Annotated in this window: 12 protein-coding genes; 6 read left to right on the top strand and 6 right to left on the bottom strand. The window is 64.7% G+C overall.

Translation table 11 applies throughout. The annotated features are described in order from the left end of the window. Positions 1-52: 52 nt before the first annotated feature. The 6 genes from G9Q80_RS13025 to G9Q80_RS13000 form a co-directional block, all read right to left on the bottom strand. Positions 53-1,084, bottom strand: coding sequence for a LacI family DNA-binding transcriptional regulator (locus G9Q80_RS13025; RefSeq protein ID WP_043137231.1), 1,032 nt, complete (start codon positions 1,082-1,084; stop codon positions 53-55). A 180-nt stretch (positions 1,085-1,264) separates the two neighbouring features. Continuing rightward, positions 1,265-2,470 (bottom strand): efflux RND transporter periplasmic adaptor subunit, encoded by a 1,206-nt coding sequence (locus G9Q80_RS13020; RefSeq protein WP_088714251.1) that lies wholly within the window; start codon positions 2,468-2,470, stop codon positions 1,265-1,267. 4 nt (positions 2,471-2,474) lie between these two features. Next, the gene (locus tag G9Q80_RS28450; RefSeq protein WP_088714250.1) at positions 2,475-4,835 is read right to left on the bottom strand and encodes an ABC transporter permease; all 2,361 of its coding nucleotides are present in this window, start codon (positions 4,833-4,835) and stop codon (positions 2,475-2,477) included. Positions 4,836-4,839: 4 nt separating this feature from the next. Next, on the bottom strand, positions 4,840-5,568 hold the full coding sequence (locus G9Q80_RS13010; protein ID WP_088714249.1) for an ABC transporter ATP-binding protein: 729 nt from the start codon (positions 5,566-5,568) through the stop codon (positions 4,840-4,842). A gap of 119 nt (positions 5,569-5,687) precedes the next feature. Beyond that, on the bottom strand, positions 5,688-6,776 hold the full coding sequence (locus tag G9Q80_RS13005; protein ID WP_088714248.1) for a Gfo/Idh/MocA family protein: 1,089 nt from the start codon (positions 6,774-6,776) through the stop codon (positions 5,688-5,690). After that, entirely contained in the window at positions 6,773-7,489 is a 717-nt protein-coding gene (locus tag G9Q80_RS13000) for a GntR family transcriptional regulator (RefSeq protein ID WP_269799294.1), read from the bottom strand. Before G9Q80_RS13000 ends, G9Q80_RS13005 begins: the two co-directional genes overlap by 4 nt. Positions 7,490-7,618: 129 nt before the next feature. Here G9Q80_RS13000 and G9Q80_RS12995 point away from each other — a divergent pair, with 129 nt between their 5' ends. The 6 genes from G9Q80_RS12995 (at position 7,619) to dctP (ending at position 13,448) form a co-directional block, all read left to right on the top strand. Next, positions 7,619-8,773: an LLM class flavin-dependent oxidoreductase gene (locus G9Q80_RS12995; protein ID WP_043137656.1), complete on the top strand. Its 1,155-nt coding sequence runs from the start codon at positions 7,619-7,621 to the stop codon at positions 8,771-8,773. After that, complete coding sequence (locus tag G9Q80_RS12990; protein ID WP_088714247.1) at positions 8,773-9,657, top strand: aldo/keto reductase; 885 nt, start codon at positions 8,773-8,775, stop codon at positions 9,655-9,657. Before G9Q80_RS12995 ends, G9Q80_RS12990 begins: the two co-directional genes overlap by 1 nt. Continuing rightward, positions 9,657-10,166 carry a flavin reductase family protein gene (locus tag G9Q80_RS12985; protein WP_416045617.1) on the top strand — a complete coding sequence of 170 codons (510 nt, stop codon included), beginning with the start codon at positions 9,657-9,659 and terminating at the stop codon, positions 10,164-10,166. The genes G9Q80_RS12990 and G9Q80_RS12985 overlap by 1 nt, the downstream gene beginning before the upstream one ends. Positions 10,167-10,243: 77 nt before the next feature. Next, entirely contained in the window at positions 10,244-10,840 is a 597-nt protein-coding gene (locus G9Q80_RS12980) for a TRAP transporter small permease (protein ID WP_043137245.1), read from the top strand. A gap of 1 nt (position 10,841) precedes the next feature. Next, positions 10,842-12,359: a TRAP transporter large permease gene (locus tag G9Q80_RS12975; protein ID WP_088714246.1), complete on the top strand. Its 1,518-nt coding sequence runs from the start codon at positions 10,842-10,844 to the stop codon at positions 12,357-12,359. Between the two features lie 30 nt (positions 12,360-12,389). Then, entirely contained in the window at positions 12,390-13,448 is a 1,059-nt protein-coding gene (gene dctP, locus G9Q80_RS12970; protein WP_088714245.1) for a TRAP transporter substrate-binding protein DctP, read from the top strand. The last annotated feature ends 148 nt before the right edge of the window (positions 13,449-13,596 follow it).

Below are 13,596 nucleotides of genomic sequence, written 5' to 3'. Positions count from 1 at the left end.
AATCAAAAACTTTACGGGGGTAAAATTTAAAATTGCCGCGACGCAGAAATTTCTAGGCTGACTGCCGCATCACCAATTTTCCTTCGAAAAAGATTTCATCGCGGTTTTCAGCACGTTCCCCGCTTTCGACAAGGCTGAACAGGCGCTCGACACTGCGTTCTGCGATTGCAGTGTAGTCCTGCGAAACCGTGGTCAGCGGCGGGCAGGTATAGCGCGAGAACGGGTGGTCGTCATGCCCGGCAACCCGCAGGGCGGCGCCGGCGCCCAGCCCGACTCGCAGCCCTTTCTGATAGGCTGCCGCCAGGAAACCGATGGCCAGGCGGTCGTTCGAACACAGGATCGTGTCGGTCGGCAGGCTGTGCTCCTCGATGACTTTCGTGCCACCTTCCAGCCCGATCTTCTCGAAGTCCCAGCCGCCCCCTTCGGCCTGCAACAGGTGAACGGGGTGGCCCATGCGCTCCATCGCTTCGCAATAGGCGTTGCGGCGGCGATAGGCGTTCGGGTTGGTCGGAGTGCGCATCTCGAAAAAGGCCGGGGGCTGGCCCGTGCGACAGAGGTATTCGCAGATCAGCTTGGTGGCCTGGATGTTGTCATGCCCCACAAACGCCTCACCCATCCCACTGATATGACTGTCAAAAAGAACCGAAGGCACGGCCTTGCAGAACCTCTCGACAGCCGCCTTGTCCGAGGCGCGACCAAGCGGCGCCAGCAAGGCGCCTGCGGGTTTGATCGCGCGCAGGCTCTCGAAGTTGTCATTCTCCTGCGCGGTGGACCCGTGCGAGCTGAGAAGGATCGGATGATAGCCCGCCGCGATCACCAGCATTTCCAGGTTCCGCGCGATCTCGGCAAAGAAGGGATCGGCGAGGTAGGGCACCACGATGCCGATGTTCTTGGTCAGCTTGCGGTTCTGGTTAATGGCAAAGATGTTGGGGCGATAGTCGTATTGCTCCAACGCGCTTTCGATCCGCGCGCGGGTCGATTTGCGCACGCTGTCGGGATCGTTGAAATACTTGGACACGGTCGGACGCGAGATCCCGCTGACCTCGGCGAACTCCTCCATGTTCCGGATCTTCCGGCCGGTCATGAACCCTGTCTCCCCCTCCGGCATCGGACGCCACGCCCGCCGCACCCGCAGATAAACTTTACGCGCGCAATATTATCAAGCTGGGTGCCGCGCCCGCATTCGTCAAGATTAAGTTGGACGCGCGTCAAATCACAAGCCCCGGTCGGGAGGTTTTCGGGATTGGTCGCGAGAGGGCCGCGCCTATTGCCAGTCGCGCTCGACCACTTCGACACCGTCCCCCACCGTGTCCGGCGGGTGCAGGATCACCCGGTCGCCCGCCTTGACGCCCGCCAGAACCTCGGCGCTGCGCCCGTCGCGGCGGCCGATCTCGATCGAGATCTCATGCGCGGTGCCATCGGCCAGGACATAGGTGAACCATTGCCCTTCACGCCGAAAGATCGCCGACAGGGGGATCAGCAGCGCGCCCTCGGTGCGCCATTCCTCGATCCGGACAAAGACCGCAAAGGCTTGGCCCAACCCTGCACGCATCTCGGGCGGCGAGGTGAAATCCAGCACCGCATCCACGCGCTGTTCCTCGATCCCGAGGGCCGAAACGACAGTACGCGCCGCCGGTTCGATCAGCCGCAATTCCGCCGCCAGCGTGCCCTCGCCGCCCCAGCGGTCCACTTCGACAGAGGCGCCGGGCGCAAGGCGGGTCGCCTGAGAGGACAAAAGATCGACAACGATTTCCAAATCGTCCGGATCGCCGATGCTGAGCAGCGGCGCACCGGCCATCACGGGGCGCGCGCTTTCCCCCTCGACCGAAAGGACAACGCCATCGGCGGGCGCCAGGATCGGCAGGCAACAATCGCCGTCGCCGGGCGCCTGCTCGGGTTCCGCCAGCACCGCCTGCGCGCTTTCCAGCGCCGCCCGCGACATCGCCAGGCGCGCCTCGGCGCTCAGCTTGTCCGCCTCGGCCAGTTGCAGCTGCTGGGCCGCCGTCTCCAGCGCGGTCAACGAGGCGGTGCCCCGATCCGCCAAGGCCTTGGCCCGGTCGAACTGCGACTGGGCATAGGCGCGCTGCGCCTCTGTCCGGGCCACCTCGGCCTCGGCGAATTTCACGCTGGCCTCGGCCTCGTGCAGGGCCGCTACCGCCTGCGCCCGGCTGCGCGCATCCAGCAGCGTGGGCACGGCGGGCTGCACCTGCGCCACCACGGTCACCCCCTTGGCGACCGGATCGCCCACCGCAACCGGCAGGCGCAAGACCGTGCCCGCGATGGGAGAGGAGACCTCGTAGACCTCCCTGATCCGTGTCTTGCCATCCGCGTCCACCGTCACGCTCAGCGCGCCGCGCACCAATGGCGCGGTATCCACCGGGATCGGATCTGTGCGAAAGGCGGTGATCGCCAGCCCGCCCACCAGGGCGAGACCGACAGCCGAAAGTCCTATCGTACGCAGGGACCACATGTCCTCACTCCCTCGTTTTCATGACGGCAATCAGGTCGAGACGCCCCAGCCGGCGCGCCACCAGCGCCACCGAGACCGCCGCGGCCCCCAGCACGATCAGGCTGGCCCGGGCAAAGGTTGCCGGCTCCAGCACCAGCGGAATGGCGTAGAGATCGCTGGTGAAGCCTTCGGTCATCAGCCGCGCCACGCCATAGCCGATCACCCAGCCCACCGGCTGCGCCAGGACCGCCAGCAACAATACCTCGCCGGCCAGGATATAGGCGACCTCGCCCTTGCCAAAGCCCAGGATACGCAGGCAGGCCAGCTCTCGCGCCCGTTCCGACAGCTGCACCCGTGCGGCATTGTAGGCGACGCCGACCGTGATGATCATGCCAAGAATGCCGTAGACAGTGGTGGCGATCAGGATGTTCTGGCTCAACGTCTCCATAAAGCTGAGGCGGTTCTCGGTCATGTTGATCGTGCCCATCAGCCGGGGCACGTCCTTGATCCGCTCCTGAAAGGCCTCTGCCGCCTGTGGGTCGGCCAGCGTCACGTTGACATTGGATACGCGCGGGCTTTGCCGGAACATGGCGTTCAGCGTGTCATGTGCGAAATAGGCGCCCAGGCCAAAGAACTGGGTGACGATGCCGGTCACGGGCACCTCAAAGGTCTCTCGGCGACCGCTCTCGAAGCTGACGGTCAGGGTATCGCCCACCTCGACATGCAGCGCCGCGGCCAGCCGGTCCGACAACAGGATGCCAAAGGGATCCGGCGCGATCACCTGCCCGTTGCCATCCACAACGCGTGCCAGATCCGCCGAGTTGGCCACGGTCGAGACCGGGACCTGCTTTTCGTAGGAGCCATAGATCAGGCGGGCGGCGTGGAACTGCTGCGGCTCCACCTGCAGGACACCGGGCAGGCGCCTGACCTCTTCCAGCGCAGTTTCGGGCGCGTCCGGATCGAAGAGCAGCAGCATGTCTTGCCGGTTCGACTGGTAAAAGGCGGTGTCGATGATCTCGTCCATCGCGTCGGGAAAGAAGTTCGACGCCACCAGCACGGAAACCGCCAGTGCCATGCCCAGCATGGTCATTCCGGCGCGCAGCGGCCAGCGCAGCAGGCTGCGCAGGATCATCCGCGTCGGCTGCCCCAACCGCAGCAGATCCGCCAGCCGGTCAAGCGTGGACCCGTGGAAACTCGGCGGCGCCGGCGGGGCCATCGCCACCGCCGGCGCCAGCCGCGCCGCGCGCATGGCGCTGCTCAAAGCCCCCGCGCTGGTCGCCGCCAGCCCCAGCATCGCCGAGAGCGCATAGATGCTGAGCGGCACGCCGAAAACGAGGAAGGGAAAGTCGAAATACTTGGCGTAGAGCTTTGACATGGCCTGCGCCAACCAGGACCCCACGCCCCAGCCGATACCGACCCCCAGGAAGGCGATCAGCGCCGCCAGCATGAGGTAGTGCAGCCCGATTTCCCAGTTTGTGTAGCCGACAGCCTTCATCAGGCCGATCTCGGACCGTTCCAGCTGCACGATCCGGCCCATGACCATGTTCACCAGAAAGACGGTGATCCCCAGGAAGACCGGCGGCAGCACCCAGGCCATCACCTCCAGCGACTGGATTTCGGCATCCAGAAAGGCGTTCGACTGCTGCGCATCGCGCCCCACCGGCGTGGCCGCACCGTAAGGGTCCAGCAAGGCCTTGACCGCGTCCTTGACCGGCTCCAGCGGCGTGCGCGGCAGCACGGTCAACGCCACAGTGTTGAAGGCGCCCGCCATGCCGAACCCCGCGTCCAGCACCTCGGCCTGCATCCACAGGATGCCGAATGTCTCGTTCTGCGGCATCAGGGCGCCGGGGCCGATGGTATAGACGAACTCGGGTGATAAGGCGGTGCCGGTGATCGTCACCGCGCGCTTGCGTCCGTTCAGGTTGACAGAGATCGTGTCGCCGGGGAGGAACCCGTTGGCCTCTGCAAAGGGTTCGTTCACCACCGCCTCGCCCGCGCTTTCGGGCCAGCGCCCCCGGCGCAGCAGCGGCACGTTCAACAGCGGCTCGCCCAGTTCAGGACGAGAGATCAGCAGCCCTGTCGCCGGTTTGGCCCGCCCGGGAATATCCAGGATCGCATAGGACCGGACCTGTGTTTCCACCTGCGCCACCCCCTCGATGTCGCGCAACTGCGAAATCAGGCTGTCAGGCGCCCGGCGGGCCGAGGCAAAGACATGGGCAAAGCGGTTGCTGTCGTAATAGGCGCTGCGGGTCTCGTTCAGGGCCCGGCTCATCCCCACCGACATGATGATGACCGCGATGCCCGCCGCCAGCACAAGGGCGATCGCCACGCCCTGTACCCAGAGCCGGCGAAAGTCGCGAAACAGCTTGAGATCCATCGCATGCATCGGATCACCAATGGATCTCTGATGCGGCAAGGCGACTGTTGTTCTCCTCGATCCGGTCGATGCGCCCGTCCTGAAAGCGGATCACCCGATGCGCCATCAACCGGATGGCGGCATTGTGGGTGATGACCGCCGTGGTGGTGCCGAACTCATCGTTGATCCGCTGCAGGGTCGACAGGACCTGCGTGCCGGTGTGGCTGTCCAGCGCGCCGGTGGGTTCATCGCACAACAACACGTCGGGCCGTTTGGCGATGGCCCGCGCAATGGCGACCCGCTGCTGTTCCCCGCCGGACATTTGCGCCGGAAAATGATCCATTCGGTGGCCAAGCCCCACCAGCTCCAGCGCCTCGGCGGGTTTCATCGGGCGTTTCGCCACGTCCGTGACCAGCTGCACGTTCTCGCGCGCGTTCAGCGAGGGGACGAGGTTGTAGAACTGGAAGACAAAGCCGACGTGATCGCGCCGGTAGCGCGTCAACTGTCGGTCGCTGGCGCGGGTCAGCTCCGTTTCACGGAACCAGAACCGCCCTCCACTGGGCCGGTCCAAACCGCCCAGGATGTTCAACAGCGTAGACTTGCCGGACCCGGACGGGCCCAGCAGCACGGTCAGCTCCGACCCGTACAGTTCCAGGTCGACACCCGCCAGCGCATGCACCTGCACCTCGCCGGTGTCATATGTCTTGGTCAGCCCCTGGGTGCGAAACACCACCTCGCGGGTCCTGTCATCGAGTCGCGCCATGAGCCTCTCCGCGTTTCCCGCGCAAACTGCGCGGGAAGTGTCTCAGGCGTCATGATCCGTATCAAGGTCCGGCAAATAACCTTTCGGAAAGTCTCGGGCTGCCTGCCGCAAGGGCGTTGTTACAGCAGCACAGCCTGCCCGGTCCGCGCGCTTTCCTGCGCCGCCAGCCCGATTCGCACGGCGGCCATGCCGTCGGCCAGCGTCACCTCTGGCGCGCCTTCGCCGCGGACCACGGCATTGAACCCCTCATGCTGGTAAAAGGACGACCCGTTGTGATCGCCGGCCGCCAGCAACTCTGCCTCCACCGGAACCTCGATCACGCGCGGCCCCTTGGGAACGCGCGGAGAGACGATCACCTGCGGCACCGGCGCCTCGCCCAGGTGTGCCGGCCAGAACCGGCCAGGCCCTGGCACCAGCGCCTCGATCTTGCCGCTGGGACCAAGGGCGCAGATCTCTTCCTGGTAGCGCGATCCCTCGGCGAACATGCAAAGCTCCAGCATCGCCCGCGCGCCGCCCGCGAAATCCAGGATCACATAGCCGTTGTCCCAGATGTCCGGCGCGCGCCCGTCATAGGTTTCGTCCTTGTGGTTCACCGCCTGCCCGGCGCTGGCCATGACGCGCACCGGTTCGTCCCGCAGGATCAAGCGCATGAGATCGAAGAAATGACAGCATTTCTCGACCAGCGTGCCACCGCTGCGCGCGTTGAACCGGTTCCAGGCGCCGACCTTGGGCAGAAAGGGAAAACGGTGTTCGCGGATCGACAACATGGAAATCCCGCCCGTCGCCCCGATCACTTCCTGCCGCAACAATGCCACGGGCGGCATGTAGCGATATTCCATCGCCACCCAGACCGGCGCCGGATAGCTGCGCGCGAGTTCGGCCAGGAAAACCTCGTCTTCCGGCGTGGTATAAAGCGGCTTTTCGCACAGCACGGGCAGCGGACGGGTCGCCGCGATCTGGCGCAGCTGCGGTACGTGGCAATCGTTCGGACTGACCACCACCAACGCGTCCAGCCCCTCGACCGCCAGCAGATCGTCCAGCGTGGTGCAGACCTGCGCGCCGCCCGCCAGCTCTGCCGCGCTCTGCGCCAGGTCGGTGACCGGATCAAAGACCGCGACCACCCTGCCCTGCGGCAGAAGATTGATGTTCTGGATATGCTCGCGGCCCATCATGCCGCAGCCGATCACGCCGTATCTGACCACGCTCATCCCCTGCCGATCCTGTTGATATAAGTGACGGTTTCCGCGTCGAACCAAGTCCGCGAGTATTCGACCGGCGTGCCTGCCTTGTCCCGGGCGATACGTTCGACATACCCCGCCGTATCGCCCACCTCCGGCGGAAACCGGGGGTCGCGCCACGCAGGCACCGGCGCAAAGCCGACCCGATCCTCTGCCGAGAGGATCACCAGCCCCAGCCGCTCGCGATAGAAGAGGTAGAGCGATTCAAGCACGTCCTGCGCCGCGACATGCGCGGCCTGAGCCCCGTCCAGCCAGATCTCTTCCATCGCTGCCGGAACGCCGCCCAGGAACCGCAGGCGCCGGAACCGCCACCCCTCGGGCGAGGGACCGAAAGCCGGCGCATCCGTCGGTTTCGTCAGCCGCTCCACCCCCAGCAGCTCCGCCGTGGGCAGCCCGCCGCCGGCCTTCAGTTCCAGCCGCAGCATGGAATAGATCGAGGCCACGCCGTCCCGTGCGCGGACGTAGTTTCCAGAGCCCTGCACCCGGTCCAGCAGCCCCGTGGTCGCCAGCGCCTCCAGCGCCTTTCGCAGGGTGCCCACGGCGATGCCCAGCTGTTCGGCCATCTCGCGTTCCGGCGGCAGTCGCGCCCCATCCGCCAGCCGTCCGGCCGCAATGTCACGGATCAGCATTTCGCTGATCTGGGCGTGCTTGGGCAACGCCGCCGAGCTTCTTCCCCGCGCCAAGTCGGCCTCCTCCCGCCGCGGTCCCGTTCGCGTCGCGGCAAAATTAATACACTATTGATGCATGATTATCCGGATGCTACGCAAGAAGAAATCGACGCCGAATCCGGCGCACTTCCGGGAGGCCCTGAAATGACCGTCGTGCCCGTCACATCCCGCGATCTCGATGCGTCCGAGGTCAGCTGGTTCTCGGCCCTCTGTTCGGATGACTACCGTTACCTGGGCGTGCCCGAAGGCGATCTGCGCTCTTCTTTCGAACATTGCCGCGACATCGTGCTGGAGGCGGAAAAGCAGGGCTTTCGCAACATCCTGGCGCCCTCCTCCTACCAGGTGGGTCAGGACACGCTGAGCTTTGTCGCGGGCATGGCGCCGTTGACAGACCGGATCAACATGCTGGCCGCCATCCGCTGTGGCGAGATGCATCCGATCATGCTGGCCCGCACCGTCGCCACGCTGGATCACATGATGAAGGGACGGCTGACGCTGAACGTGATCTCGTCTGACTTCCCCGGCGAAAAGGCCGACAGCGCCTATCGCTACCAGCGCTCGCGCGAGGTGGTGCAGATCCTGAAACAGGCCTGGACGCAGGACGAGATCAATTTCAGCGGCGAGGTCTACGATTTCGCGGGCCTTACCACCGATCCTGCCAAACCCTACCAGACCGGCGGACCGCTGCTGTACTTCGGCGGCTATTCCCCTGCCGCGCTGGAGCTTTGCGGCGAACACTGCGACGTCTACCTGATGTGGCCCGAACCCAAGGACCAGTTGGCCCAGCGCATGACCGACGTGAACGCCGTGGCCGAACGTTATGGCCGTACGCTGGATTACGGGTTGCGGGTGCACATGATCGTCCGCGACACAGAGGCCGAGGCACGGGAATACGCCGAAAGCCTGGTGTCGAAACTGGACGACGAATACGGGCGCCTGATCCGCGACCGCGCGCATGACAGCGGCTCCCTGGGCGTCTCTCACCAGTCCCGCGCCCGCGAGCTGGCCGACCAGTTCGGCTATGTCGAGCCGCATCTCTGGACCGGGATCGGGCGCGCGCGCTCGGGCTGCGGCGCGGCGCTGGTGGGCTCTGCCGACCAGGTCCTGAGCCAGATCGAAGAGTACCGCAAGATGGGCATCCGCGCCTTCATCTTCTCCGGCTACCCGCACATTGACGAATGCCGCCATTTCGGCAAGCTGGTCATGCCGGAGCTGAAAACCTGTTCGCTGCCACATGCATACGGCCGCGTCCCCGACGAAACACCGGCAACGCCCCTTGGCGTGGGAGAGCGCAAGTAATGGACCGCGTAGATCTTCAAGAGGGGCTGAGCCTCAGCCGCATCGTCTATGGCATGTGGCGCCTGGGCGACGATGCCAACACCGCCCCCGACCACGTCCGCAACAAGATCGCCGCCTGCCTGGATCAGGGCATCACCACGCTGGACCAGGCCGACATCTACGGCGGCTACATGGCCGAGGAAATCCTTGGGGCCGCGATGACGCCCGACCTGCGCAAACAGGTCGAGATCGTCACCAAATGCGATATCGTGGCCCCGGTGGGCCGCTACGCGGACGCGCGGGTGAAATACTATGACACCAGCCGCGCGCATATCATGGCCTCGGTCGATCATTCACTCAGCCTCATGGGCATCAACGAGATCGACCTGCTGCTGATCCACCGCCCCGATCCGCTGATGGATCACCGCGAAACGGGCGAGGTACTGGACGAGCTGGTCGGCTCGGGCACGGTCCGCGCCGTGGGTGTGTCGAACTTCAAGCTGCATGACTGGACCCTGCTGCAATCGGCGATGAAGACGCCGCTTGTGACCAATCAGATCGAACTGAGCCTGTCGGCGCACGAGGGCTTTACCAACGGCGACGTGGCCTTTCTGCAGGAACGGGGCATTCCGCCGATGGCCTGGTCGCCGCTGGGCGGTGGCGCGCTGATGACAGAGGACACGCACCTGACGCAGCTCATGGACCGCGTGGCCGACGATTTCCTGGCCGATCGCGCGGCGGTGGCCGTGGCCTGGCTGCTGGCGCACCCTTCGGGCATCCTGCCGGTCATGGGCACCAACACGATCGAGCGGATCAAAGCGTTTGCCAAAGCCTTCGACATCGAGATGAGCCGCGAACTCTGGTTCGAGCTTTACACCGCCGCACTGGGCCACGAGGTGCCCTGATGGACGGGGACCTGAGCCAATCCATGCAGACATTCGACCCGGCCGAGGACAGCCGCGCCTTTCGCGAGGCGCTTGGCAGCTTTGCCACCGGCGTGACCGTGGTGACGGCGCAGGGGCCCGATGGCCCGGTAGGCATTACCGCCTCCAGCTTTGCCAGTGTTTCGCTGGACCCGCCGCTGGTGCTGTGGTCGCCGCAGAAATCCTCGCGCCGCTTTCCGCTGTTTCGCGATGCGCGCCACTACGCGATCCACGTGCTCGATGGCCACCAGCAAGAGATATGCCGGGCCTTCACGCGCGAAGCCAATGCCTTTCACGCCTGCGACTGGACCGAGGACGCAAACGGCGTGCCGCAGATCGCCGGATGCCTTGCCCGCTACGACTGTACGCAAGAGATCGCCCATGACGCGGGCGATCACCTCATCATCATTGGCCGCGTGACCAGCGCGGCTTTCCGGCCCGGCCTGCCCCTGCTGTTCCAGGGCGGCCGGTTCGTCAGCCTCAAGGGCTGAGACCACAGGGACCGGGGCGCCCAAGATCCCGGCCTGAAGAACAAGGGGCAAAAAGCCCCATCATAGGGAGGAGCGCCATGCCGGTGCTGCTGACACTGCTTTGGCCGCTGGAGCGGCTGAACTCCGGCCTGCTTGCCGTGGGCCGCGTCATCGCGGTGCTTGCGCTGGCGGTGATGGTCTGCCTGATCCTCGGCCAGATCTTCTGGCGCTACGTCCTGAATGACGCCCCCAACTGGACAGAAGAGGCCGCCCGCTTCGGGATGCTGTGGCTGGTGGGCCTGATGGCGCCGTTGGCCTACCGGCAGGGCGGTTTCGTCGCCATCGACATCGTCGAACGCGCCCTGCCCCGGATCGTCGCCGTGCTGCTGTCACTCTTGCTGCTGGGACTCTCGCTCTGGGTGCTGCTGATCGCTTGGGACAAGGGGCTGAACAACCACGTCGACAGCCTGTCCGGGCGCGGCTGTTCCTCGTCGCTGCGCTGGCCCTTCGGGATCGAGATCGGCAAGTGCAAGGCCAAGTTCGCGAACCAGTACCAGTATGCCGCGCTCTGGGTTGGCGTGAACCTGCTGATCCTCGTCAACGTCGAGTTGATCCTGCGGCAGGTCATTACGCTTCTGGGCGGCGGCGACCGGCTGAAACCGCTGCACCACGACACGATGGCGGGGGCGGACTGAGATGCTGATCTGGTTCCTGCCCGTCTTCCTGGTGCTCATTCTGATCGGGCTGCCGGTGGTCTTTGCCCTGCTCGCCGCGCCCTTTGGCCTCTTGGTCATGGACGACCAGAGCCGCCAGCTCTCGGTTCTCTACCGCAACCTCTACAACGGCATGGACAGCTTTCCGCTGATGGCGCTGCCCTTCTTCATGCTGGCGGGCGAGATCATGAACCGCGGCGGCATCACCATCCGCCTGGTCGAGTTCAGCCAGGCCATCATGGGCCACCTGCGCGGCGGGCTGGCGCAGGTCAACATCCTCTCCTCGATCCTCTTTGCCGGGCTTTCCGGGTCGGCAGTGGCGGACACCTCGGCGCTGGGATCGACCCTGATCCCAGCGATGGAAAAGAACGGCTATTCCCGCCGCTTCGCAGCCGCGATCACCGCTGCCAGTTCCGTCATCGGCCCTATCATCCCGCCCTCGGGGATCATGATCATCTATGCCTATGTCATGGGCGAAAGCGTGGCCGCATTGTTCCTTGCCGGCATCGTACCGGGCATCCTGGTGGGTGTCGGGCTGATGGTCATGGTTCGCCTCATGGCCGACCGCTATGACCTGCCCAAGGCGGAACGCATCGTGGTCAAGGGCCAGACGATCAGCACCACGGAATATTGGGTCAGCCTGATCCTCGTTCGCATCAATCTTGCGGGTCTGTTCTACGCCGTGGCGGCCGTAATCCCCGGCAATTCCGGCGGCTGGGCGGTCTACCTTGCCATGCTGGTTCCGGCGCATTTCCTGCTGATGTACTGGCGCCGGCAGGTCAGCCATGATTTCCGCATCGTCTGTAAGAAGGCCGTCGCGCCGCTGCAGACGCCGATCATCATCCTTGGCGGCATCCTTATCGGCGTCATGACCCCGACAGAGGCCAGCGCGGTCGCCGTGGCCTATGCGCTGGTGGTCAGCTTCCTGGTGCTGAGGTCCATGACGTTGAAGGACCTCTACGAGGTGCTGGCCCGCTCGGCCCTGTCTACCTCGGCCGTGCTTTTGCTGGTCGGCGCGGCGGTGGCCTTCAAGACCGTGGTCTCGCTCTCCCACGCGCCGCAGATCCTGACAGAGATCATCCTCGGCCTGTCGGAAAACCCGCTGATCCTGCTGTTTCTCATCAACATCCTGCTGTTCATCGTGGGTATGTTCCTGGACGCGGGCCCGGCGATCATCATCCTCGGCCCGATCCTGGGCCCTATCTTTGTCGAACTGGGCGTGCACCCGGTGCATTTCGCCATCATCATGAGCGTCAACCTGACCGTGGGCCTGGCCACACCGCCGATGGGACTGGTGCTTTTCGTGGCCTCGACAGTCAGCCGCGAGCGGGTGGAAACCATCGCCCGCGCCATTCTGCCCTTCCTCGCGGTGGAGATCCTGGTGATCTTCCTGATCACCTACGTGCCGCAAATCTCGATGACCGTCCCCTACCTGACCGATTTCATCCGCTGCCCGCCCGATACAGGCTACCTGGCCTGCATCAGTCCGGAGCCGCGATAACGACAGACACCAGCAAACGGGAGGAACCAAATGCTGAAACACCTATTCTCCGCGGCCGCCTTCGCCGCCGTCACCCTGACCGGGGGCACGGCCCTCGCCCAGGACCCGATCAAGCTGGTCGCCACCGCCAACTCGAACGAGGCGGATGAAGACTATGCCGGCTTGATCGTCTTCAAGGACTTCGTCGAGGCCGCGTCGAACGGCGCCATCGAGGTCGAAATCTACATGGGCACCCAGCTGTGTTCGACCGGGGCGGAATGCATCGAGGGCGTGGCCGAAGGCTCGATCGACATCTACATCTCGACCTCCGGCGGCGCGGCGGGGATCTTTCCCTATGTCCAGGTGCTGGACCTGCCCTACCTTATGGCCAATGATCGCGTGGCCGAACATGTCCTGTCGGGCGATTTCGTGCGCACCATGCGGGACATGGCGCTGGACGACAGCGACAACACCGTGCGCCTGATGACCATCGGCAACACCGGCGGCTGGCGCAACTTCGCCAATACCCAACGCCGGATCACCTCGCCCGCCGACATGGAGGGCCTGAAGATCCGGACCGTGGTCGCCGATCTGCCGCAGGAGCTGGTCAAGGCACTGGGGGCCGCGCCGACTCCGATCCCGTGGCCCGAGCTGTTCACCTCGTTCCAGACCGGGGTCGTGGACGGCTCCAAGAACGGCATCACCGACATCATGGGCATGAAGTTCCCCGATGCTGGCCTGCAGTACATCACGCTGGACGGGCACGCCTACATGGGCGCCCTGTGGTGGATGAACAACGAGAAGTTCCTGAACATGGACCCGGCGATGAAGCGCGTCGTGGTTGATGGATTCTATGCGTTGCAACAGGCCACCTTTGCCGCACCGAAACGCGGCGCCATCCAGGCTTATGCGGATTTCGTCGACGGCGGCGGTGACATCTACGTGCCCTCTCCCGAGGAAAAGGCCGCTTTTGCCGAGGCCGCAAAGCCGGTGCAGGACTGGTTCCGCGAGAACGTCGACGGCGGAGACAAGATCCTCGATGCGCTTATCGAAGCGGTCGAAAAGGCAGAGGCCGACCTTCAGGCCGCCTATGACGCCGATCTGAACTGAGCTGGCATTTTCCTGAACACGGGCCGGGCAGGCAATGCCCGGCCCTTTTGATATTCCGGGACCGTGCGATCCGCTGTCCATTTCCGGGATATTCACCGCAGGGACAGTAACCAGCTGTTAACATCTATTAAGGATATTTATTTGAAAC

Source organism: Mameliella sp. LZ-28 (assembly GCF_012274245.1).
In the GTDB taxonomy this organism is placed as follows: Bacteria; Pseudomonadota; Alphaproteobacteria; order Rhodobacterales; family Rhodobacteraceae; genus Antarctobacter; species Antarctobacter albus.
The sequence above is the reverse complement of the archived record's forward strand: the minus strand, read 5'-3'. Positions and strand labels throughout refer to the sequence as shown.

Coding starts and splice junctions, on each gene's coding strand:
- G9Q80_RS13025 (WP_043137231.1), bottom strand. CDS start 1,084: ATGACCGGCCGGAAGATCCGGAACATGGAGGAGTTCGCCGAGGTCAGC.
- G9Q80_RS13020 (WP_088714251.1), bottom strand. CDS start 2,470: ATGTGGTCCCTGCGTACGATAGGACTTTCGGCTGTCGGTCTCGCCCTG.
- G9Q80_RS28450 (WP_088714250.1), bottom strand. CDS start 4,835: ATGCATGCGATGGATCTCAAGCTGTTTCGCGACTTTCGCCGGCTCTGG.
- G9Q80_RS13010 (WP_088714249.1), bottom strand. CDS start 5,568: ATGGCGCGACTCGATGACAGGACCCGCGAGGTGGTGTTTCGCACCCAG.
- G9Q80_RS13005 (WP_088714248.1), bottom strand. CDS start 6,776: ATGAGCGTGGTCAGATACGGCGTGATCGGCTGCGGCATGATGGGCCGC.
- G9Q80_RS12995 (WP_043137656.1), top strand. CDS start 7,619: ATGACCGTCGTGCCCGTCACATCCCGCGATCTCGATGCGTCCGAGGTC.
- G9Q80_RS12990 (WP_088714247.1), top strand. CDS start 8,773: ATGGACCGCGTAGATCTTCAAGAGGGGCTGAGCCTCAGCCGCATCGTC.
- G9Q80_RS12985 (WP_416045617.1), top strand. CDS start 9,657: ATGGACGGGGACCTGAGCCAATCCATGCAGACATTCGACCCGGCCGAG.
- G9Q80_RS12980 (WP_043137245.1), top strand. CDS start 10,244: ATGCCGGTGCTGCTGACACTGCTTTGGCCGCTGGAGCGGCTGAACTCC.
- G9Q80_RS12975 (WP_088714246.1), top strand. CDS start 10,842: ATGCTGATCTGGTTCCTGCCCGTCTTCCTGGTGCTCATTCTGATCGGG.
- dctP (WP_088714245.1), top strand. CDS start 12,390: ATGCTGAAACACCTATTCTCCGCGGCCGCCTTCGCCGCCGTCACCCTG.